The sequence below is a fragment of the Nitrosomonadales bacterium genome, from assembly GCA_016716325.1.
GTDB lineage: Bacteria > Pseudomonadota > Gammaproteobacteria > Burkholderiales > Gallionellaceae > Gallionella.
Map to the genome: position 1 here is coordinate 1 of JADJWO010000005.1, position 20,770 is coordinate 20,770.

Here is a 20,770-nt window from a genome sequence, read left to right on the forward strand (position 1 = left end):
GGCACGCCGGTCCGGCGCCCCATTCCCGATCCGGCTCTGACCATCCCGGTGGCGCAGCGCGATGCCGTTCTGAAAAAGCTGGCCTGACGCTGGACAAAACTCGTCGCAGCGTTCTGTCCCGGCGCTGAATATGGCCTGGCGAAACGCTGGCCGGAGGCTTATTTCGCCGAGACCGCGCAACATCCGCAACAGCACGGTTATACGGGTGTGGCTGATCGGTTCCGGGCAAGGATCGTCCGGTCGCCGAAGAGAGATCGACCTACCGCGGGCGGCTCGTGCGCCAATCTGTGCGGGAGAACGGATATCGGCGAGGCCATCGCCCTGCTGTCCTGCGCACGCCTGGCACGCAACGATTCCGGCCTGATGCACCGGGTGGCCGCGCTGATCGCCTGATGCTGGCGCTGTTCGGCTCCAGCAGCCCGCAGTTCACCCTGCCTGTCCGCGAAAGCGCATATCCTCAAGCTCGATATTGAGTGCAGCCCCTGCTTAAGCGCGAATGCCCGCTCGGGCATTTCGATTGCATGATGAAACTCCCCGGACTGGCTTGGGAAAGTTGCGCCGGATCGATCCCAGTCTCGATCCAGCAATGGAGCGACACGATGCGTGACATCCCCAAGGAGATTTTCAGGCCTATGACATCCGCGGTATCGTCGGCAAATCACTGACTGACGATATCGTCGAACGGATCGGCCATGCCATCGGCTCCGAAGCCGTGGCGCGCGGCCAGCGTGGCATCGCCATCGGCTATGACGGACGCCTGTCCGGCCCCGCCTTCGCGCGGGCGCTGGCGCGCGGCATCCGCAAGGCCGGCATCGGCGTCGTCGATCTTGGCATGGTCGCCACGCCGATGACCTATTTCGCCGCCTTCCAGCTCAACACCAACTGTGCGGTGATGATCACCAGCAGCCACAACCCGCCCGATTACAATGGCCTGAAGATGGTACTCGCCGGCGAGACCCTTGTCCGGCGAGACGATACAGGCGCTGCGCCGACGCATCGAACAGAACGATCTCACACATGGCACGGGCAGCTACGCACAATACGACATCGCGCCGGAATATCTCGCGCGCATCGTTGGCGACATCAAACTGGCCCGCCCGATGAGCATCACCGTGGATTGCGGCAACGGCGTGGCAGGCGATTTCGCCGCCAAACTGTATCGCGGTCTCGGTTGCGAGGTGACCGAACTGTTCTGCGAAGTGGACGGAAATTTCCCCAACCACCATCCGGACCCGTCCGATCCGCACAATCTTGAAGACCTGATCACCGCGCTGGCGGATAACGGCAGCGAACTTGGGCTGGCTTTCGACGGCGACGGCGACCGCCTCGGCGTGGTCTGGGACGGAAAGATCATTTATCGGATCGCCAGTTGATGCTGTTCGCCGCCGACGTGCTGGACCGCCACCCCGGTGCGGAGATCATTTTCGACATCAAGTCCACACGCAACCTGTTCGACTGGATACGCAGGCACGGCGGCAAACCGATGCTATGGAAGACCGGCCATTCGCTGGTGAAGGCCAAGATGCGCGAGACCGGCGCGCTGCTGGCCAGCGAGATGAGCGGGCACGTGTTCTTCAAGGAGCGCTGGTACGGTTTTGACGACGGCCTGTATGCGGGCGCGCGACTGCTGGAGATACTGAGCCGGCTGGGCAACCCGAGTGCCGCGCTGAACGCGTTGCCGGACGCGGTCTGCACGCCGGAACTGCACGTCCGTACCGCAGAAGGTGAAAACCATGCGCTGATCGCACGACTGCAGAAGGAAGCGCATTTCGACGGCGCGCTCGACGTCATCACGATAGACGGCCTGCGTGTGGAATATCCGGACGGCTTCGGGCTGATGCGCCCATCGAACACCACGCCGGTGATCGTACTGCGCTTCGAGGCGGACGATGTCGCCGCGCTGGACCGGATACAGGAAAGTTTCCGCCGCATCCTGCTGGCGGCCGCACCGGCATTGCAACTACCGTTCTAGCGATCCGGCAAGCGGCAGTCGCTACAAGCTCGACGCCGTCGCGCCGTCACACGTTGAACAGGAAGTTCATCACGTCGCCGTCCTGCACGACGTATTCCTTGCCCTCGACGCGCATCTTGCCCTTTTCCTTGGCGCCATGTTCACCGCCGCAGGCGATGAAATCGACGTAGGAGATGGTCTGCGCGCGGATGAAGCCTTTCTCGAAGTCGGTATGGATCACGCCGGCGGCCTCGGGCGCCGTGTCGCCTTTAGTGGATGGTCAGGCGCGCACCTCTTTCACGCCCGCCGTGAAATAGGTTTGCAGGCCGAGCAGGTCGTAGCCGGTGCGGATCAGGCGATTCAGGCCGGGCTCGTCCAGGCCGAGATCGGCGAGGGGAATTCCAGCTTGTCGGCATCGTCGAGGTCGGCGAGTTCCTGTTCGATCTTGGCGCACAATGCAACGACCGGTGCGCCCTCCCGTGCCGCATGTTCGCGCAGCCGGTCGAGGTAGGGATTGTTCTCGAAACCGTCTTCCAGCACGTTGCCGACATACATCGCCGGCTTCACGGTCAGCAGGCACAGCGGCTTGACCGTCAGCTTCTCGTCATCGGTCAGGCCGGCAGTGCGCGCCGGGTTGCCCTCGTTCAGGTGCGGCAGCAGTTTTTCCAATACCGCGACCAGGTGTTGCGCATCCTTGTCGCCGGACTTGGCCTTCTTGCCTTCGCGCTGGAGGGTGCGCTCCACCGCCGCCAGGTCGGCCAGCGCCAGTTCGGTGATGATGGTCTCGATGTCGGAGATCGGGTCAACCTTGCCCGCGACGTGCACCACGTTCTCATCGTCGAAGCAACGCACCACGTTGACGATAGCGTCAGTCTCGCGGATGTTGGCGAGGAACTGGTTGCCCAGCCCTTCGCCCTTCGAAGCACCCGCCACCAACCCGGCGATGTCGACGAACTCGACGATGGCATGCTGCACGCGCTGCGGGTTGACGATCTTCGACAGCTCATCGAGACGCGGATCGGGCACCTCGACGATGCCGACGTTGGGCTCGATGGTGCAGAACGGATAGTTCTCCGCAGCGATGCCCGCTTTTGTGAGCGCATTGAACAAGGTGGATTTACCCACATTGGGGAGACCGACGATACCGCATTTGAGACTCATGGCTTTTCCTCTAATAACAGGATTGAGCAAAACCCGCTGCTCCGCATTCCCTCAATCCTAAATCCTAACTACTATGCAGCTTCAGCATCGCCGCTTCCAGCTTGCCCTCGATGACCAGCGGCGAGACATCCTGCGCACGCTGCATCGCCTCATCGATCAGCACCTGTTCTTCCTTGCGCGGCGCGTTCAATACGAAATTGCTCACTTCGCTGCGCTCGCCGGGATGCCCGATGCCGATGCGCAAGCGCCAGAAATCGCGGCTGCCCAGCTGCGCGATGATATCCTTCAGGCCATTGTGGCCGCCGTGGCCGCCGCCCAGCCTGAGTTTGACGCCGCCCGGCGGCAGATCCAGCTCGTCATGCACGACCAGTATCTGGCCCGGCAATATCTTGTAGAACAGCGCCAGCGCGACCAATGCCCGGCCACTGACGTTCGCGAAGGTCTGCGGCGAGCAGATGCACCTCATGTCCGTGCAGACTCGCCTTGGCGACGAGTCCGTGGAACTTGCTGTCGTTCCTGAAGTTGGCGTTATGCAGGCGCGCGAGCTCATCCACCCACCGGAACCCGGCGTTATGGCGCGTGTCCTCATACTCCCTGCCAGGATTGCCGAGGCCAACGATGAGTTTAATGGCTTGCATATGAATACCTCTAAAGATTCAGAGTCCGCCAAAATGCAAGGCGCGGGGAAAATCTCGCCGCGCTGCATATGCATGGTATGCAAGCCAGAAATTTTTCCGCAACGCCGTAGTTGGGATGAAGTCTGAATTTTGAGTGGCGTTCATAAATGAAAAACCCGCCATGCACCGTTCGATGACATGGCGGGCAGTTCAGATCGTGAATTACTTCTTGGCTTCTGCGGCTGGCGCAGCGGCTTCTGCGGCAGGTGTAGCGGCACCTTCTTCCGATGCGGCCTCCACTGCGCCACGCGGCACTTGCACGACCGCCACGGCATCGCTGGCATGGTGATGGGTCGCCACTTCCACGCCCTTGGGCAGCTTGACGTCGGACACGTGGATGGAATGGCCCAGTTCCAGATTAGCCAAGTCCACCTCGATGAAGGACGGCAGATCCTTGGGCAGGCAGACGATATCCAGATCGTTCAGCACGTGGCTGATCTTGCCGCCACCCAGCTTCACGCCCGGCGCGATTTCACCGTTCAGGAAATGCAGCGGCACCTTGATGTGCATCTTCTTGTTCGCGTCCACGCGCTGGAAGTCGATGTGCTGAACTTGTGCGCGGAACGGATGCATCACGAAATCGCGCAGTTGCACCGCCTCTTTCTTGCCTTCCAGATTCAGCGTCAGCACGGAAGCGTGGAACGCTTCCTGACGAAGCTTGTAGAACACCTCATTGTGATCAATTTCGATCATTATCCACGTCACCCGAGCCATACACAACACCTGGCACGCGGCCGGTGTTACGCAGACGGCGGCTCGCACCCGTACCTTGCGCCTTGCGAATTGTTGCATTGATTTCAATCGTCATTTCACTTCTCCAAAAACGGGACCGTCCGCGACCAGACGATCCCTGCATTGCGGCAACCGACATGGCTGCCGCCAATCCCCTTACTCGGTGAACAGCGAGCTCACCGACTCTTCGTTATTGATGCGGCGGATCGTTTCCGCCAGCAATTCCGCAGTACTCAACTGGCGGATGCGTCCGCAGTTCCGCGCCCGTTCGTTCAGCGGAATGGTGTCGGTGACGACCAGTTCATCCATCGCCGAGTTTTCGATGCGTTCGATCGCCGGGCCGGACAGCACCGGATGGGTACAGTAAGCCAGTACGCGCGCGGCGCCCTTTTCCTTCAGCGCACTGGCGGCCTCGCACAGCGTATTGGCGGTATCCACCAGATCGTCCATGATCAGGCAGGTCCGCCCCGACACGTCGCCGATGATGTTCATCACCTTGGCCACGCCCGGCAGGACGGCGCTTGTCGATGATCGCCAGGTCCGCTTCCAGCTGCTTGGCCAGGGCGCGGGCGCGCACCACGCCGCCAACGTCCGGCGACACCACGATCAGATTCGGATAATCGTTCTTCCAAACATCGGACAGCAGGATCGGGCTGGCATAGATGTTATCCACCGGAATGTCGAAGAACCCCTGAATCTGGTCCGAGTGCAGATCCATCGTCAACAGACGGTCCACCCCGGCGCTGGTCAGCATGTCTGCCACCAGCTTGGCGGTGATCGCGACGCGCCGAGCGCAGGCGGCGATCCTGGCGCGCATAACCGAAATACGGCATCGCAGCAGTGATACGTCCTGCAGAGGCGCGTTTCAGCGCATCCACCATCACCAGCACTTCCATCAGGTTATCGTTGGTCGGCGCGCAGGTGGATTGCAGCACGAACACGTCCTTGCCGCGCACGTTCTCGAGAATCTCCACCATCAGCCCCGTGAATCCGGCCCAGGCTGTTCACGCCAGTCTGTGCCGAAACTGTGTTTGGCTGGGGAGGTAGGGATCGAACCTACGAATGCCGGAATCAAAATCCGGTGCCTTACCACTTGGCGACTCCCCAATAAAAACTACTCGGACACCCAATCATGCAACGGATGCCTTGCCAATCCTTGCGCAACGACTCCGCGCATCCCGTCGGGCAATTGCCGCAAGGCCGCTTCGGCCTGGCTGCGGTCGGGAAATCCGGCGAACACACAGGCGCCGGAGCCGGTCATCATCGCTTTTCCGCAGCCATCCAGCACGGCCAGATAACGCGCCACTTCCGGGTAAAGTTCGCATACCACCGGCTGCAAGTCGTTATGCAGATGGCTTTGCCCTTCCGAGAGGGCGCGCATTGTGATGGAAACAGTGTTCCGTGTCAATTCCGGATGCGCAAAAATACCGGCCGTCGGCACGTGCACCGGAGGAAAAGCACCACGTACCAGACTTCCGGCAGGGGACATGCCTGCAGTTGCTCACCCACCCCTCGGCGAATGCGTTCTCGCCGAACACGAACACCGGCACATCCGCCCCCAGCGAGCCCCAGTTGCATCAGGCGCTGGCGCGACAAGCCCAGCGACCACAGGCGGTTCAGCGCGATCAGCGTGGTCGCCGCATCCGAACTGCCGCCGCCCAGCCCGCCGCCCATCGGGATGCGCTTCTCCACTGCGATATCCACGCCCAGCGCGCAGCCGGTCTCGGCCTGCAATAGCCGCGCGGCGCGGACACACAGATCGGATTCCTCGGGAACGCCCTCGATGCCATTGGTGCGCTGCACGATGCCATCCTCGCGCAGCGTGAAATGCAGCGTGTCGTTCAGGTCGATGAAACGGAACAGGGTCTGCAGCAGGTGATAGCCGTCCGCCCTGCGGCCGACAACATGCAGGAACAGGTTAAGTTTGGCCGGGGCCGGGCAGGTGATGGTTTGCGTCATTTTGAAAAGATCATCTCACCACGAAGCGCATGAAGATCACGAAGAAATCTTTGGGGAAGGATATCCGAGGACATGTACTCGAGATACTCTCGTTCTCAAAGTAACGCATGGTTTTCCTTCGCGGCCTTCGTGTTCTTCGTGTTCTTCGTGTTCTTCGTGTTCTTCGTGTTCTTCGTGTTCTTCGTGTTCTTCGTGTTCTTCGTGTTCTTCGTGTTCTTCGTGGTTTAAATACGACAAGGTTATGGAAGCTCCCATTCGTCGATCAGCAACTGCAACTGCAATCCCTCGCGGCTCAATCGCAGGTGCGTCGGCATGCTGTCCGGCTGGTCCCCGGCATAGCGCAGGTAACGCACCTCCCAATCGTCCTGATACAGCACGACGATCCGCCCGCCGGCATCGCGCTCCACCCGTGCCGCGCTGCCGGCGTCCGGCAGCCCGAGCACCCAGCGGTGCAGGCCGTTCAGCGGCAGATGCCAGTGCAGCACCTGCTGCATCAGCGATTCCGCATCGGCGGCCCGGTAATGCTTGTCGCCGTCGTCCAGCGTCGCTTGGTCCGCATCGCGGTAGACGCGCGCAGCCGTGGCACCGAGCGGCGCGAGCAGCAGCAGTTCGTCGGACTGCGCGCGATGCGCCCAGCGCAACCCTGCCGAATGGCGCGTGCCGTTATGGCTGATCGCGATGCGCCCGTTCAAGGTGAACGATGCGGATTCGGCCTGCGCAGGCCGCAACACCGGCGCGGGCGTTGACGACAACCCGGCACAACCACCCAGCAACAACGGAACGACCAGTAAGCAGCAATTCGCCCAAAAATGGAGATCCGGTGTCCGCTTCAAGGCACGAACCGTTTCATCACCGCCTGCAACACTTCGTTGCCGGGATTGGTCTTGAGGCTGTCCTGCCAGATCTTCCTGGCTTCCAGCTTGTCGCCGCGCACCCATAACACCTCGCCCAGATGCGAGGCGATCTCAGCATCGGCATTGGCACCGAAGGCCTTGCGCAACATCTTCACGCTGTCGTCCAGCCTGCCGAGGCGATAGTAACCCCAGCCGACGCTGTCCATGATGGCGGCATCATCCGGCGCGAGCTGCAGGGCCTTCTCCACCAGCGCGACCGCCTCCGGGACGCGCTCGTTGCGTTCCAGCAGGCTGAAACCCAGCGCATTGTAGGCGTGTGCATGATCCGGCTTGATCTGGATCAGCTTGCGCAGCAATTGTTCGGACACCTGATGTTTGCCGAGCTTGTCCGCCTGCATCGCAGCCTCGTAAAGCAGGTCGGGATGATTGGGCAGTTTTTCCAGACCTTGCTGCAACACCCGATAGGCATCCTCCGTGCGCTTCGCGTCGCGCAGGAATTGCGCCTCGATCAGCAACAACTGCACGCGCTGCTGGTTATCGGCAGGCTGCAGCCGGTGCAGGTATTCCAGCGCCTCGTCCGGCTTGCCGCGCCTGTTCAGCAGGTAGGCCGCACGCAATTGCGCCGCATAGTGGAATTCGCCCCCTTTCACCTCGAGGTAATGCGCGAGCGCCTTGTTCTCGTCCTCCTTCGCCTCGCCCAGTTGCCCGAGGTAATACTGCACCGTATCCCTGTCTTTCTTGCCCTTGGCCAGCGCCTGCTGGAGCTGCGTCTCCGCGCCCTGCAGGTCGTTCAGCTGCAGCGAGATCAGCGCGATCGCGAACGCCAGGTCGGGATTGTCCGGGGTCGCCTGCGCCAGGCGCTGGAATTCGGCGCGCGCAAGCGGGTACTGTTTCTGCTGCAGCAGCGCGCGCGCATATTGCAGGCGGATCTCGCGCTCGTCCGGAAAACCGGACAGATAGCGGCGCAACACTTCCAGCGCCTGCTGCGGCGCATCCTTCATCAGCAACTGCGCCTCCAGCGACACCGCACTGCTCCACTCCGGGCGCAGGGTGCGCGCCTGGCGCGCTTCGTCCAGCGCGACGACCGTGTCGCCCGCCAGCATCGCCAACTGGGCCACCGACCAATGCGCCTCGGCAACGCTCGGATAGGGTTGTGCAAGATTGCGCAGCAGTTTCAGCACGGCTGGCTTGTCCGGATGCGAGGCGACCGACTGCAATATCTGCAGGAAAACCTTCCCTGCATTCGCCTGTTCGGCCTGCAACACCTTGGCCAGCTCCCGCTGCGCCTCGTCCAGCCTGCCACCGCGCAACAATATCGAAGCCAGCATCCGGCCCGCCATCGGCGAGGTCGGCTCGAGTTCCTGCCACTGGCGGAACGCCTCGACGGACTTTTCCATGTCGCCGGATTCGAACGCCAGTTGCGCGGCGCGCCTGGCCATGCGCGGGTCGCGCGTCCGCCGGACCAGATCGGCGCTCGCTTCCACGGCCAGCGCCTTGTGTCCGCGCTGGTTGGCGATCTCGGTCAGCAGGAATTCGTACAGCAGCTCGTCGCTCAATTCGACGTCGGGCAATACCGGTGCGACCTCTGCCTGCGGCGCGGGCTGCGGCGCAGACTGTGCCGGTTCGGCGCGCTGCGGCGCCTGCGCACAGGCGCCGAGCAACAAACTGCCGACGATAAGGTATTTATATGAACACATGGCGATAACTGCTTTTGATGCGGGCGCACATATTAGGTTATATTTAGCCGAACCCACAACCACGACACACCCCTACCTTGTCCAACGCCCCATCCGAAATCACGCTCTCCGCGCGCAACCTGACGCGCAGCTTCGGCAACAGACAAGTGATCCGCGACGTATCCCTGCAACTGAAGCGCGGCGAAGTGCTCGGCCTGCTCGGCCACAACGGCGCGGGGAAGAGCACCACGCTGCAGATGCTGACCGGCTGCCTGCTGCCCGGCAGCGGCACGATCGAGATTTGCGGCATCGACCTGCAACAACGCCCGACGCTCGCGAAGATGCATATCGGCTACCTGCCGGAAACGCCGCCGCTATACCGCGAACTCAGTGTGGACGATTACCTGACCTTCGCGGCACGGCTGCGCGGCCTGCAGCGCGACGCTGTCGCCGATGCGCTGGCACAGACCCGGCAGCGCTGCGGCCTAGAGACGGTCGGCAGCAAGATCATCGGCACCCCGTCCAAGGGCTACCAGCAACGCGTCGGCATCGCGCAAGCCATCATCCACCGGCCGGCTGTGATCGTGCTGGACGAACCGACCGTCGGCCTCGACCCCGCGCAGATCCGCGATATCCGCAGCCTGATCCGCGAACTCGGCAACACGTACAGCGTGATCCTGTCCACCCACCTGCTCGGCGAAGTGGAAAACGTGTGCGACCGCGTGGAGATCATGCAACACGGCAGGCTCATCTACGGCGATACCAGCGCGCGCATGCAGCAGTACGGCAGCGTATCCGGCTTCACCGTCAGCCTGGGCAACCCGCCCGCCCTGGACGAATTGCAGGGCATCGCCGGCATCGCCAGCGTCGAACGGCTGTCCGACACCCGCTTCCGCGTGTTGCATGCGCCGGGAGAGAATCCCGGCAGCACGTTGCTTGCCCTGGCCGCGCAACATGGCTGGCAACTGGAACAGCTCACCCCGTTACAGACCACGCTGGAAGAAGTGTTCGTCAAGATCACCGATGCCGAAAACGCCGCCACGGGAGACCGCCCATGATGCGCCTGATCACCTTGCTGGCGATGCGCGAACTGCGCAGCCTGTTCGCCATGCCCTCGACCTGGTTCGTGCTCGCGGTGCTGCAATTCATCCTCGCCTGGTTCTTCCTGGCGCGGCTGGAGGCGTTCCTGGAGATCCAGCCGCAACTCGCCCAGCTCGCCAACCCGCCCGGCGCGACCGCCATGGTGGCCGCGCCGCTGTTCAATACCGTGGCGATACTGCTGATGATGCTGGTGCCGATGTTCACCATGCGCATGATCGCCGAGGAACGGCGCAGCCAGACGCTCACGCTGCTGCTGTCGGCGCCACTGTCGGGGCGGCATATCGTGCTCGGCAAATTCCTCGGACTGATGGCCTTCCTGACCATACTGATGGCCGGCGTGCCGTTGATGGTCTATACCCTGGCGCTCGGCACGCAGCTCGACCACGGCCTGCTGCTGAGCAACCTGCTCGGCCTGCTGCTGCTTTCCGCCTGCTATGTCGCGTTGGGACTGTACGTCTCCGCGCTGACCACGCAACCCGTCATCGCCGCCATCGGGGCGCTGGCGGTGCTGGCCGGCCTGTGGCTGGCCGACATCGGCGCGTCTGCGGAAGATTCGGTCTGGCACCTCACCTCGCCGTTCAGGCGCTTCGAGAGTTTCAATGCCGGCTTGCTGGACAGTGGCGATGTCGCCTTCTTCCTGCTGTTCACCGCCTTCTTCCTGCTGCTGACGATGAAGCGGCTGCACAACAACCGCCTCTACGGATAAGCCATGCTGCGCAGATTCCTCACCACCCCGTCGTTGCGCAACCTGCTGTTCGTGTTGCTGCTGACCACGACCGTATCCGGGCTGGGTTACCTCGCCACGCGACACCATTTGCAGCGCGACGTCACGCAGAGCGCCATCAACAGCCTGGAGACCGGCAGCATCGAAGTGCTCGGGCAACTGGACGGCCCGGTCAACATCACCGTGTACGCCACCGAACAGGACCCGCGCCTGGGCGACATCCGCAAGATCATCCGCGACTTCGTCTCGCTTTATCAGCGTTACAAAAAAAGACATCGAACTGGTGTTCATCGACCCGGTCAAGGAGGAACAGAAGGCGCGCGACGCGGGTATCCAGTTGAACGGCGAGATGGTGGTCGAGTACGCCGGGCGCAGCGAACACCTCACCCTGATCAACGAACAGACGCTCACCAGCGCGCTGCTGCGTCTGGCGCACAACCGTGACCAGATCGTGATGTATCTGGACGGGCACGGCGAGCGCAAGCTCGACGGGCAGGCCAACCACGACCTGGGACTGGTCTTCGGCGCCAAGCTCGGGCAGAACGGCTTCCGCATCGGCAGCCTGAATCTGGCGCTGGCGCAGGAAGTGCCGGACAACGCCGGCGTCGTGGTCGTCACCCAACCGCAGGTCGATCTGATGCCCGGCGAAACGGACAAGCTGATGCGCTATGTCGAGCGCGGCGGCAACCTGCTCTGGCTGGCGGATGCCGGGCCGTTGCGCGGACTGGAACCGCTCGCCGAAAGGCTCGGCCTGCTGTTGCCGCCCGGCATTGTGATCGACCCGTCCGCCACCGAAATGAATGCGCCCGCTTCGTGGTCGCTCGGCGCAGCCTATACGCCGCACCCCGTCACGCGCGACTTCAACCTGATCACCGCATTCCCGGAAGCACGTCCGCTGGCCTGGAACGAGGACGACGAATGGCAACGCCACGTGCTGCTGGAAGTCGCGCCGCGCGGATGGGTGAGCCGCTACCCGAAACCGGGCAAGCCGGCTTTCGACAAACGGCACGACACCCCCGGCCCCGTTGTCATCGCACTGTCCCTGCAACGCGACGTCAACGATCGCGAGCAGCGCATCGTGGTGGTCGGCAACGGCGCGTTCTCGCCAACAGCTTCGCCGGCAACGGCGGCAACGTCGACCTGGGCGTGAACATGGTGAACTGGCTATCCAGCGACGAGCATCTCATCACGCTGCAACCGCGCGCCATAAAAGACGGCGACCTCGCGCTCAGCAAGACGCAACTCACCGTCATCAGTGTCGGCTTCCTGCTGATCGTGCCGTTGCTGCTGGCAGGCGTGGGCGCATCCATCTGGTGGCGCCGCCGCAAGAACTGAAAAGCGATTCATCCACGAAAACCACAAAAATTTGCATGGGTATTGCCGGGCAATCAGGGGAAACAAATGATTCATCGCCCGGCATAGCCGGGCGATGGCGAACCTGGTCCCTTGGCGCCATCGCTTTCCACGCGCTCATAATTTCGAGCCTTTCGTGTTTTTAGTGGACACCGTTTTTTGACATGATGAATTCACCGGACCACCAGCCCTGAAATCATGCCCGAACTGCCCGAAGTAGAAATGGCATACATTATGAATCAAATAGTTACAGCATAAATAATACTTACTTGCTTTTAATGTAACCAGTTTGTAACTGCGTTTGCTCAATGCAGCACTCCCCAAAAAGAAAAATCGCCGGACTATCTCTAGCGGCGGCGGGCTGCTTTATTGCCTTTATCGTCTTACTGATTGCGCTTCCTGATAGCGTTCAGATTTAACCAAGGGAGATTTAAGGCAAGGCGTTTGATAAACGACTCAAGCGCATTATTGCTTTGGCTTGGTCGTTGCTCCAGTTCCGTGATGCGTTGTTTAAGCGTTGCCATATTGTTTCTCCAGTTTGCGAATATAGTCCGAATGCTTGATTTCGCTACCATCCCCACGCCTTGCCAGTATTTCAGCGAAGAGGCGCGGATATTCTGCGGTTTGAAAATCTGTCTTTTGTTGAAGTTCCATCCATTCACTTTCTGACACTGACGGTCTTGGCTTTTGCATCTTCACCACTTCCGGTTTGCGCCTGCTTTCCAGTGTAGTAATTCGCTGTTCAATCGTGGCCATTTTTCATCCCCTCCAATGCCGTGATGCGGGCGGTTAGTTCGTCAATTTCTTTAATCCGTGCCAGTGCGCCCAATCCAGTCAGCAGCGCAGCCCCTTGGCTTGGTGCAAGCGTTCCAGCGGCTACGGCTTGGACTATCGCCACACCTTGCGCGGTTATGCTTTCACCATCGGGCAGGGATAGGGCTACAGGCTGTTCGATTGCCTTCACCGGGGGCAATACTCGTTCCAGTAACAGGCGGGCGGCTTGTGCGTCCCCATCCTTCGCCTTGACCACCAGTTGCGTGATTATCTCGGGCAGGTGTTCGGCTATGCTGTTGCGCAGCTTTGTGACTTCACCCAATCCCGGCGGCCTTCCGTTTGGGTTGCCTGATTCGCCCGCTTTCCACTTGCCGCGCTTTTTCTTTTCAATAGTTGCCATATTGTTTCCTTCCTGCTTTATCAAGTTCCTGCATCACGTCCCGGCAATCACGCGCCATGAATGCCACGCCACCAGCAAGGCGGATGCGTTCAAGGAAAATGGTTTGCTCGGGTCTTAACCTTCCCTTGGCGGCCTTCACTTCCACGCCCAGCAATCGCCCATCCTTTAGCTGTCCCAGCACGTCCGGGCAACCCTTCCACCCGAAGCGCACAAACCGCTTGCCGATTCTCACCGCGCCACTGTTCATCCGCTCCACCCATGCCACCGCAGGATGCGCACTTAACGCCTTCAAAACTTCCACCAGCGCGGCGGCTTCCGGTCGGTCATTCTTTCGCACCACGGGCAGGGCATCACCTAGTAAGTCATTCATGCTATGCACCAGTGAAAGCCAATAGGCACGGCTTCCCCCGCTTCCCGCTTCGCCCGTTTCGCTTGTTTTCGGTTCAAACGGGAAATGCCCTTACCCGCTTCCCGCTTCCCCTTTCCCCCTATAGGGAAGGGGGCGGAACGGGTGTTGTGAAACGGGGGGGTTATTTGTCCCATAACCAATCCCCTTTCATGGCAAGGAAGCCACGCTCCACCAGTCCCGTAATTGCTACCTTGGCGCGTGATGTTTTGTGCTTGGCATCGGCGGGTATGCGCTCGGCAACAATCGCCACGGCATCGGTGTATTGAATGCACGGCCTGCCTTGTGGCGCGCCTTCCTTGCCAGTGTGCGGCGATTTGCGCAGGGCTTCGCCGATTGCTTCGTTTGCAATCTTTTGGTTACTTCGCAGCGTTGGTCTTTTGGCTTGCTTGATTGCTTCCGCCGATTCATCCGGCACGGCCACGCATGAAGTGATTTCGTCGCCTTCGTCATCAATGCCCACCGGCACAATTTCCAGCTTGAACGGGTGCGCATCGCCGGTCACGTCATCCTTGCACTTGGCCACGCTCCACGCCTTGCGGTTGTCGGTCGCAGTGACTTCAATCGCACCATCAAGCGCAGCATATAAACTCGAATGCCCGCGCAGTCCCTTCGTGGCGTCCTTGCCCGTGTGATGCACCAGCAACACCAGCCCACCGGTCAGGCTTTGCAGTTGCTTGGCGGCGGCGATAAGGTTGCCCATATCCACGCTTGAATTTTCATCGGCTCCAGGTGCGGCACGGTTCAAGGTGTCGAGTATCACCAGCCCACTCGCACCACCACCGGCAATCACCGCCTTGGCCAGTTCGGGCACGTCATCACTCAGCAGGTCGAAAGGTTGCGTAATGAATCGCAGCGCATCGGGCACGGGCTTGTTGTGATGTAGGCTCCACGCCTTTACACGCTTACCTATTCCGGCTTCACCCTCAAGGCAAACGTATGTCACCGGGCATTGAGTAACACGGCGGCCAAACCATTCATAATCACCACCGGCAACAGCGGCGGCAATATCCAGCATCAGAAAACTTTTCCCGCTTCCGCTTGCTCCAAACAATGCGGCCAGCCCTTCCACCGGCAACACGCCACGCACCATCCAGCGCATCGGCGGGGCGTTGCATAGGTCAGCACCAGACAACAGCTTGAAACGCATCACGGGGGCTTGTGGGCGTTGCAACAGGTCAGACAATGCACCAGTGCCAAACTCTTGCGCGTAATCGTTTGCGTCATAGTTGCCGGGCTTGTCATCGGGCATCGCTACAGACTGGCCAGCAACAGCGGCGGCAATCTTTCCGGCATCGGCTTCCTTGCCACGGTCAGACACTAACACCAAACCAGCGGCGGGGTATTTGTCGCGCAGCACCTTGGCCACGGTCATCATGCGCCCGGCTCCAAAACAAACCACGGCAGCGGCTCCCGTTGCTTTATGGATTGCCCACGCTTGCCCGATTCCTTCCACGATATAGGCGCGGTCGGTTATCTCGCCCACGGTGAAAAATCCATCATTGAACGATGCGCCCGGCATGTTCAATTTGTCACCACCATCAGGCGGAATGAATTGCAGGGTTTGCAGGTCGTTACCGCTCCAGCATGGAACCGCCAGATAACCCGCAACATTCTGGCCACGGATAATCAGCGGCGGCGCACTGGCCGGATAAACTCGCAACCCGTCCGGCTTGCCTTGCTTGCGATGTATATATGCTTCGGCAGGTGTCGCAGGTATGCAGCGTTCCCAAACTTGCACGGCGTTACCACTTGCGGCCTGTTTAACGGGCTTTTGAGCGGTTATTTTTGCCTTGGCTATGGGTAGGGTATGGCGGCTTCCGTTTATTCCCTTGGCGCGTGATTTGCTCGGGTCTTTCCATCCTTGCGCGAAGGCCATTCCGTAAAGTGTCGCAGGTGTCACCGCTCCAGATTCATCAAACGATTTCCAGACTGTGCGGCATTCATTCTCACCGGCATAATTCCCGGCGGATGCGCTCCAGTTGTGGAAGTCATCAAAGTCTAATCCGGCAGACTTCGCGGCCATGCCAGCACGCACCCACTCATCACGGGCGCACCCTGCATCAATATGGTGAAGCGCATCGGCAGCGCGTTCGATTTCGGTCATAGCGCACCCCCACCAAACACGGCCTGAATAACTTTCGGCGGCAGGAAATAACGGCTAATCGTGCGGGTCGGGCATTCAGGCGATGGTGCGGAAAGGTCAAACGATTCCACCGGCCAGCCAAGTTCTTTCAAGGTGAAAATCACGGCAGATAATCGCCAGCTTCCGGTTATCTGTTCAAACTCAGGATGCGTGAAACTTTGCGCGTTCAACATCAAGGCAAGGCAGCGCGCAGGAAGGGTGTTCGGGCTTGGGTAAATCGGGTTAAAATCCGGCTCAGGCAAAAATGATGTTTGCTTAAACCCGGATGATGCTTGGCGGCTGTCCGGGTTTATCATTTTGCGCACTCCCCATTCAGCAGGGCGCGTATGCCAGCAACACTCCACGCAAGGCGGCCACTAATTCGCACTGGGCGCAGCGCACCATTTTCCAAACACGCCCACGCCCGCAATGTTTGCGGCTGTCTGTTCAGGTAATAAGCGGCGGCATCAGTTGGAACGGTGGGGCGGGTTACTTGCTCCAGCGGGGGATATACCGGCAGGGAATGCGCGGCGGATGATTGAACGGATTGCATCATGGGTTCCTCTTTTTTAAGTTTCGAGGATTGCCATTTAAGTAGTGGGAAAAATCCCCACCAACAACAAATAAAAAAGCCCGCAAACCTATATGGCCACGGGCTTTAATCAGCTTTATTCAACAATGGGGAATTGTCTTTTTATGCGTTCCCCATTTTTCCCACGTTCCCCACTCTCACTTTGATTTGTTCGCCCACCATTTTTCACCCTGTAACGCTTCACGCATTATCGTTGCCGGATTATCAATAATTCCACGCGCCCCTTTTATGCCACGTTCCTGCATCAGTTCCATGACACGGAATGAATATCCGCCCACAATCTTGTTACCTTTTTTCCTTGCAAGAGAATCACGGCATCCGCCCTTTGTGTCAGTATCAAAACACTCATCAGCAATGGCGCGCGCTTGCACTTCCCACTCTTCAACGCTCGGGGTTATCACTGGCACGGCTTCAACCTTCACGGCGGGCGCAGCTTCCACCTTCGGGGCGGGTTGTGGCGCAGCCTTGGCTAATGCCGATAACTCGGGCGGAATTGCAAAGCCAACATGAGCGCACCATGCCGCAAACTCATCTAGTCGCACTTCGCAGTTATACCAATTGGCCATATTGAGAATGCACGGCGTTGGGAAGTGTGTCCGGTTTGAAGAGTGTTTTTTGAGTATCTCTAGGCGGTCGTTAAACTCTTCGCCTTCATCGAAAGGGTGGGCGGCTCCCATCCATGCGTTGTGGTCTGTTTTAACTTCCCCCGGCTCGATATTCAGCGAAAGGGCAACAGCTTCCCATTTTTTAACCTCGGGCATCAATCGCCATTTGCTCCAGCGCGGTATCCTTTCGTTATTCATTACTCACACCCCTCAAGGTTCGTGATATAGCCCGCTCACTCCCAACGATTCCAGGTATTCATTCCTTGATTTATATGGAAGGTTTGCTAACGCTAAAGATTCCTTTATAGCACTAAGCTCATCTAACTGTTCTTTGGAAGTATCCCTGTCTTCAGGATGCAATGCATTTTTTACCTTGAGCCTTGATAAATATGATTCTAGGTTATTTAATGCCATGCAATTTTCGTTTGCTTTTGTTTCGGCAAACCTAACATTTTTCTCAAGTGTTTCTATTCTGTTACTGAGAGCAAGATTGTGCAGAAATATTCCGGCCAAAAGGAGTATCGTCCAAGCCCCCGTTTCTGAATGAACTGCATACACCAGTGCCACTGCAATCGCAATTCCAATTACCCAATCAAGAATTTTTCTGACCATAATCATTTCCCTCTCTATTGTTATCTAGGCCAATCCGTAACTTGCAAAAACAGATGCATACGGTTGTTTCTCCATCAGAGCTATTTGGCCTTTCGCCCGCTAAAGCTAGGCGGGGGTAACTCGTTACTCTATTCGCTAAATCTTGTTGATAGAGTTCGCTTGCCTTGCTCTTCTTTTCGCCGGTTGAGTTCTATATCGTCCATCGCGGCAAAAGCAGCCCCAAAATTACTATCAGCGTTATGTTCATCAAGAAAACGTTGGAGGGCTTCGCGTTCATCATCAAACTGAGGGTCTATCTCGTAGAGGTATAGCCTCAATCCGTTAAATTCATCTAGAACCTTATCCAGCTTTTTGTGAACGTCTAGCAGGCGGGTGTTTAAATACCAACCATGAGCAAACCACAAAACTATTGCAGTAATCACAATCGTTTTTTCAATTCCTGATTCAAACATTTCATGCCTCCATAAATTATTTACCGCCCACTAGCTGCAATCTGGCCTTTACTGGCACGAACTCGATTCCGGCTTGCTCCAATATCCACGCTTCGATTTTGACGTGCCACATCCGCAACAGGTCAAGCGGGCGGCGGATATAGTGTTGCTCTCGCACACCTTGGGGCGCATGGCCTTGTATCTGCGCAGCGATTCCGGCGGGCATCTCTATCCATTCGCTAAGTGTTGCAAAGCTACGGCGCAAACCGTGCAAGGTCACATCCACACCAGCAACAGCGCAGGCTTCGTTATGCTTATCCGAAGGTTCGGCAAGATAACCGGATATAGATGCGGGGCTACTAAAAACAAACTCATTGCGGCGCGGTAATTCGGCCAGCAAGTGCGCCACATAGGGCGTTAAGGGAATAATGCGGAAATCTTCCACCTTGTCTTTTATGCGAATGCTATTCCACTGAAAATCTACAGCATCCCAGCGAAGTGACGCCCACTCTTCACGGCGCGCACCAACTATCAGCAGGGTTTGCAAAAATGCACTAATCACAGGATTGCCTATACTCTTCACGGCGGCGAACCATGCGGGTAATTGCTCACGTTGGAGCGCGTCATTCTTTACCTTTTGCTTGCCTAACGTTTCGCGGGCTTCGGGGCTTGTGGCTGCATTGCTTGTGATGATTGATTTGTAGTTGTGGTGTCGGGCGCACCAGAATAGAAACGCCCGAAGCATCTTTAATGCAAGCCGTGCGGATGATGCGCGAATCAATACCTCAGCACTTGCCCACTCATTTACCCGCTCGGGTGTCAGGTCAACAAGGCGAACATCGGCCAGTGATTCCAGTTCACCGGCTACAGTCAATTCCTTGCCACGCTTTTGCGGCTGTCCAGCCCTTTGCATGGCGCGTTCGTGTTTAAGCAGAGCGTGCGCACCCCATTTGGCTTTGCGGGCTTCGATATATTCCAGCCATACCGCACCCACGGTCACAGATTCGCGCGCTCCCTGCATTACCAGCGCGGCTGCTTTCGCTTCCTTGGCAAGCTTCTCGGCTTCCTTGGCAGCTTCCTTATCGGCCTTCACTTGGCGCGGGTCGTTGCCTTGGTCTATCATGGTTTGCAGGCGGCGTGCTTCCACTTGGGCGGCATCAATACCCCACGCACTCACATCACCAATCGTGACGCGCATGGATTTGCCCTTAACCTTGGCTTGGAATATGTAACGCTTGCGACTTGAACCGGCTGTAGCACGAACCCCCAGCCCCGGCACATCGGCGCACCAGAGGAACGATTGCGCCTTGCCTTCATCACATTTGAAGTCTGTTATCCTGCCCGCTGTCAGTTTAACTTTTGCCATGGCATCGCTCCTTAATCTTTATTTGTAACCGATTTGTAACCGCAAATGGAGTATATGCCGGAATACTTATCAACACAACAAATAAGCGGTAAATGCTTAACTCATTGAAATACTAGGAAAGACAGCGATTTATAGAATGGCAATCAACAGAAAAAAACCTTATGCCTGAGCTACCCGAAGTAGAGACCACCCGGCGCGGCCTGGCCAAGCATCTCGTCGGCGCGACCATCGCAGATGTCGTCATCCGCAACGCCAGCCTGCGCTGGCCGATCCCGGAGAACCTGCCGAAGCTGCTGCGCGGACGCACCATCCTCTCGCTGGAACGCCGCGCCAAATACCTGCTGGCAGACCCCCCTCACAGGGGGAAGGATAGGATGGGGGTAGAACAGCGGCCATGTACAGCATCTACCCCCTCCCCAACCCTCCCCCTGCAAGGGGGAGGGGGTTACAAGTTCGATGCGCGCTACCTCTATCAGGCCACGCGCAAGCGCAGCGTCAGCATCAAGCAATGCATCATGGACAGCCGTGTGGTGGTCGGCGTTGGCAACATCTACGCCAACGAGGCGCTGTTCCGCGCCGGCATCCGGCCCCCGGCTCGCCGCTGGCAAGCTCAGCCTGCCGCGTTGCGCAAAACTGGTCGGAGAAATTCGCGCAACGCTGGCCGAAGCCATCGATCTCGGCGGCAGCAGCCTGCGCGATTTCGTCGATACGGCCGGACAGCCCGGCTACTTCCAGCAGACCTACCGGGTCTATGGCCGGGCAGGCGAAGCGTGCCACAAATGCGGCACGACCATCCGGCAGATCAGGCAGGGCCAACGTTCCAGCTTCTACTGCGCACATTGCCAAAAATGAAATGGGGTATCATCCGGCATGCCATCTATCATGCCGGAGAAAACATGAAGTTCGCCCTGCTTGCCGCGCTGGCCCTGCTTGCCGGCATACCCGCAGCCCGCGCCACGCCGTTGCCGCGCCCCGACCATGTGGTCGTCGTGATCGAAGAGAACCGCGGCTATGCGCAGATCATGGACAAGCGCAACAGCGACTCCTACATCCACAAACTGGCAAAACAAGGCGCGCTGTTCACGAACTCCTACGGCATCATGCACCCCAGCCAGCCGAACTATCTGGCCCTGTTCTCCGGCTCGACGCAGGGCGTCACCAGCAACGCCTGCCCGCGCTCCGTTTCGACGGCGACAACCTTGCCACCGTGCTGCGGAAAAACGGATTGAGCTTCGCCAGCTATGCCGAATCACTGCCCGCGACCGGCGACC

At 58.9% G+C, this 20,770-nt stretch carries 15 protein-coding genes, 1 tRNA gene and 9 pseudogenes; 8 read left to right on the forward strand and 17 right to left on the reverse strand.

What is annotated here, in order from left to right; genetic code table 11:
- Positions 1-102: 102 nt before the first annotated feature.
- Positions 103-393, forward strand: a pseudogene (locus tag IPM27_11925) (lipopolysaccharide heptosyltransferase II).
- Between the two features lie 244 nt (positions 394-637).
- Positions 638-1,972 (forward strand): annotated as a pseudogene (locus IPM27_11930) (phosphomannomutase/phosphoglucomutase).
- 46 nt (positions 1,973-2,018) lie between these two features.
- Here IPM27_11930 and ychF read toward each other — a convergent pair.
- The 6 genes and pseudogenes from ychF to ispE all read right to left on the reverse strand — a co-directional run bounded on the left by ychF (position 2,019) and on the right by ispE (position 6,480).
- Positions 2,019-3,112, reverse strand: a pseudogene (gene ychF, locus IPM27_11935) (redox-regulated ATPase YchF).
- Positions 3,113-3,176: 64 nt separating this feature from the next.
- A pseudogene (gene pth / locus IPM27_11940) lies at positions 3,177-3,750 on the reverse strand (aminoacyl-tRNA hydrolase).
- Positions 3,751-3,951: 201 nt separating this feature from the next.
- Positions 3,952-4,597: pseudogene (locus IPM27_11945) on the reverse strand (50S ribosomal protein L25/general stress protein Ctc).
- Between the two features lie 80 nt (positions 4,598-4,677).
- A pseudogene (locus tag IPM27_11950) lies at positions 4,678-5,498 on the reverse strand (ribose-phosphate pyrophosphokinase).
- Between the two features lie 55 nt (positions 5,499-5,553).
- A tRNA-Gln gene (locus IPM27_11955) sits at positions 5,554-5,628 on the reverse strand.
- 7 nt (positions 5,629-5,635) lie between these two features.
- Positions 5,636-6,480 (reverse strand): annotated as a pseudogene (gene ispE, locus IPM27_11960) (4-(cytidine 5'-diphospho)-2-C-methyl-D-erythritol kinase).
- 72 nt (positions 6,481-6,552) lie between these two features.
- Here ispE and IPM27_11965 point away from each other — a divergent pair.
- Positions 6,553-6,708, forward strand: coding sequence for a hypothetical protein (locus tag IPM27_11965; protein ID MBK9162221.1), 156 nt, complete (start codon positions 6,553-6,555; stop codon positions 6,706-6,708).
- 11 nt (positions 6,709-6,719) lie between these two features.
- Here the strand turns inward: IPM27_11965 and lolB are convergent, their stop codons facing one another.
- On the reverse strand, positions 6,720-7,418 hold the full coding sequence (gene lolB / locus IPM27_11970; protein ID MBK9162222.1) for an outer membrane lipoprotein LolB: 699 nt from the start codon (positions 7,416-7,418) through the stop codon (positions 6,720-6,722).
- Positions 7,310-9,031 (reverse strand): tetratricopeptide repeat protein, encoded by a 1,722-nt coding sequence (locus IPM27_11975; GenBank protein ID MBK9162223.1) that lies wholly within the window; start codon positions 9,029-9,031, stop codon positions 7,310-7,312. The genes lolB and IPM27_11975 overlap by 109 nt, the downstream gene beginning before the upstream one ends.
- Before the next feature lie 77 nt (positions 9,032-9,108).
- On the opposite strand from IPM27_11975, the gene IPM27_11980 reads away from it, so the two are divergent.
- The 3 genes and pseudogenes from IPM27_11980 to IPM27_11990 all read left to right on the forward strand — a co-directional run bounded on the left by IPM27_11980 (position 9,109) and on the right by IPM27_11990 (position 12,170).
- Positions 9,109-10,068 carry an ABC transporter ATP-binding protein gene (locus IPM27_11980; GenBank protein MBK9162224.1) on the forward strand — a complete coding sequence of 320 codons (960 nt, stop codon included), beginning with the start codon at positions 9,109-9,111 and terminating at the stop codon, positions 10,066-10,068.
- 5 nt (positions 10,069-10,073) lie between these two features.
- Positions 10,074-10,817, forward strand: coding sequence for an ABC transporter permease subunit (locus tag IPM27_11985; protein MBK9162225.1), 744 nt, complete (start codon positions 10,074-10,076; stop codon positions 10,815-10,817).
- 3 nt (positions 10,818-10,820) lie between these two features.
- Positions 10,821-12,170, forward strand: a pseudogene (locus tag IPM27_11990) (GldG family protein).
- A 528-nt stretch (positions 12,171-12,698) separates the two neighbouring features.
- Here the strand turns inward: IPM27_11990 and IPM27_11995 are convergent.
- From IPM27_11995 to IPM27_12035, 9 genes are all read right to left on the reverse strand, one after another.
- Positions 12,699-12,944, reverse strand: a complete 246-nt coding sequence (locus IPM27_11995) for a hypothetical protein (GenBank protein MBK9162226.1) — start codon at positions 12,942-12,944, stop codon at positions 12,699-12,701.
- Positions 12,931-13,362, reverse strand: a complete 432-nt coding sequence (locus tag IPM27_12000) for a hypothetical protein (GenBank protein ID MBK9162227.1) — start codon at positions 13,360-13,362, stop codon at positions 12,931-12,933. The genes IPM27_11995 and IPM27_12000 overlap by 14 nt, the downstream gene beginning before the upstream one ends.
- The gene (locus IPM27_12005; GenBank protein ID MBK9162228.1) at positions 13,349-13,732 is read right to left on the reverse strand and encodes a VRR-NUC domain-containing protein; all 384 of its coding nucleotides are present in this window, start codon (positions 13,730-13,732) and stop codon (positions 13,349-13,351) included. Before IPM27_12005 ends, IPM27_12000 begins: the two co-directional genes overlap by 14 nt.
- 160 nt (positions 13,733-13,892) lie before the next feature.
- Positions 13,893-15,875, reverse strand: coding sequence for an AAA family ATPase (locus tag IPM27_12010; GenBank protein MBK9162229.1), 1,983 nt, complete (start codon positions 15,873-15,875; stop codon positions 13,893-13,895).
- Entirely contained in the window at positions 15,872-16,210 is a 339-nt protein-coding gene (locus IPM27_12015; GenBank protein MBK9162230.1) for a hypothetical protein, read from the reverse strand. The genes IPM27_12010 and IPM27_12015 overlap by 4 nt, the downstream gene beginning before the upstream one ends.
- A gap of 412 nt (positions 16,211-16,622) precedes the next feature.
- Positions 16,623-17,288 carry a hypothetical protein gene (locus IPM27_12020; GenBank protein MBK9162231.1) on the reverse strand — a complete coding sequence of 222 codons (666 nt, stop codon included), beginning with the start codon at positions 17,286-17,288 and terminating at the stop codon, positions 16,623-16,625.
- Positions 17,289-17,300: 12 nt separating this feature from the next.
- On the reverse strand, positions 17,301-17,702 hold the full coding sequence (locus IPM27_12025; GenBank protein MBK9162232.1) for a hypothetical protein: 402 nt from the start codon (positions 17,700-17,702) through the stop codon (positions 17,301-17,303).
- A gap of 128 nt (positions 17,703-17,830) precedes the next feature.
- Positions 17,831-18,154 carry a hypothetical protein gene (locus tag IPM27_12030; protein ID MBK9162233.1) on the reverse strand — a complete coding sequence of 108 codons (324 nt, stop codon included), beginning with the start codon at positions 18,152-18,154 and terminating at the stop codon, positions 17,831-17,833.
- Between the two features lie 16 nt (positions 18,155-18,170).
- A complete protein-coding gene (locus IPM27_12035) occupies positions 18,171-19,499 on the reverse strand; it encodes an integrase family protein (protein ID MBK9162234.1) in 1,329 nt (442 codons plus the stop codon).
- Between the two features lie 161 nt (positions 19,500-19,660).
- Between IPM27_12035 and IPM27_12040 the strand changes: the two are divergent.
- A pseudogene (locus IPM27_12040) lies at positions 19,661-20,351 on the forward strand (Fpg/Nei family DNA glycosylase).
- A 44-nt stretch (positions 20,352-20,395) separates the two neighbouring features.
- Positions 20,396-20,728 carry a hypothetical protein gene (locus tag IPM27_12045; GenBank protein MBK9162235.1) on the forward strand — a complete coding sequence of 111 codons (333 nt, stop codon included), beginning with the start codon at positions 20,396-20,398 and terminating at the stop codon, positions 20,726-20,728.
- The last annotated feature ends 42 nt before the right edge of the window (positions 20,729-20,770 follow it).

Excerpts from the sequence above, each read along its gene's own strand:
- IPM27_11965 (MBK9162221.1), top strand. The coding sequence starts at position 6,553 with ATGTACTCGAGATACTCTCGTTCTCAAAGTAACGCATGGTTTTCCTTC.
- lolB (MBK9162222.1), bottom strand. The coding sequence starts at position 7,418 with ATGGGTGCGCGGCGACAAGCTGGAAGCCAGGAAGATCTGGCAGGACAG.
- IPM27_11975 (MBK9162223.1), bottom strand. The coding sequence starts at position 9,031 with ATGTGTTCATATAAATACCTTATCGTCGGCAGTTTGTTGCTCGGCGCC.
- IPM27_11995 (MBK9162226.1), bottom strand. The coding sequence starts at position 12,944 with ATGGCCACGATTGAACAGCGAATTACTACACTGGAAAGCAGGCGCAAA.
- IPM27_12000 (MBK9162227.1), bottom strand. The coding sequence starts at position 13,362 with ATGGCAACTATTGAAAAGAAAAAGCGCGGCAAGTGGAAAGCGGGCGAA.
- IPM27_12005 (MBK9162228.1), bottom strand. The coding sequence starts at position 13,732 with ATGAATGACTTACTAGGTGATGCCCTGCCCGTGGTGCGAAAGAATGAC.
- IPM27_12010 (MBK9162229.1), bottom strand. The coding sequence starts at position 15,875 with ATGACCGAAATCGAACGCGCTGCCGATGCGCTTCACCATATTGATGCA.
- IPM27_12015 (MBK9162230.1), bottom strand. The coding sequence starts at position 16,210 with ATGATAAACCCGGACAGCCGCCAAGCATCATCCGGGTTTAAGCAAACA.
- IPM27_12020 (MBK9162231.1), bottom strand. The coding sequence starts at position 17,288 with ATGAATAACGAAAGGATACCGCGCTGGAGCAAATGGCGATTGATGCCC.
- IPM27_12025 (MBK9162232.1), bottom strand. The coding sequence starts at position 17,702 with ATGGTCAGAAAAATTCTTGATTGGGTAATTGGAATTGCGATTGCAGTG.
- IPM27_12030 (MBK9162233.1), bottom strand. The coding sequence starts at position 18,154 with ATGTTTGAATCAGGAATTGAAAAAACGATTGTGATTACTGCAATAGTT.
- IPM27_12035 (MBK9162234.1), bottom strand. The coding sequence starts at position 19,499 with ATGGCAAAAGTTAAACTGACAGCGGGCAGGATAACAGACTTCAAATGT.
- IPM27_12045 (MBK9162235.1), top strand. The coding sequence starts at position 20,396 with ATGAAGTTCGCCCTGCTTGCCGCGCTGGCCCTGCTTGCCGGCATACCC.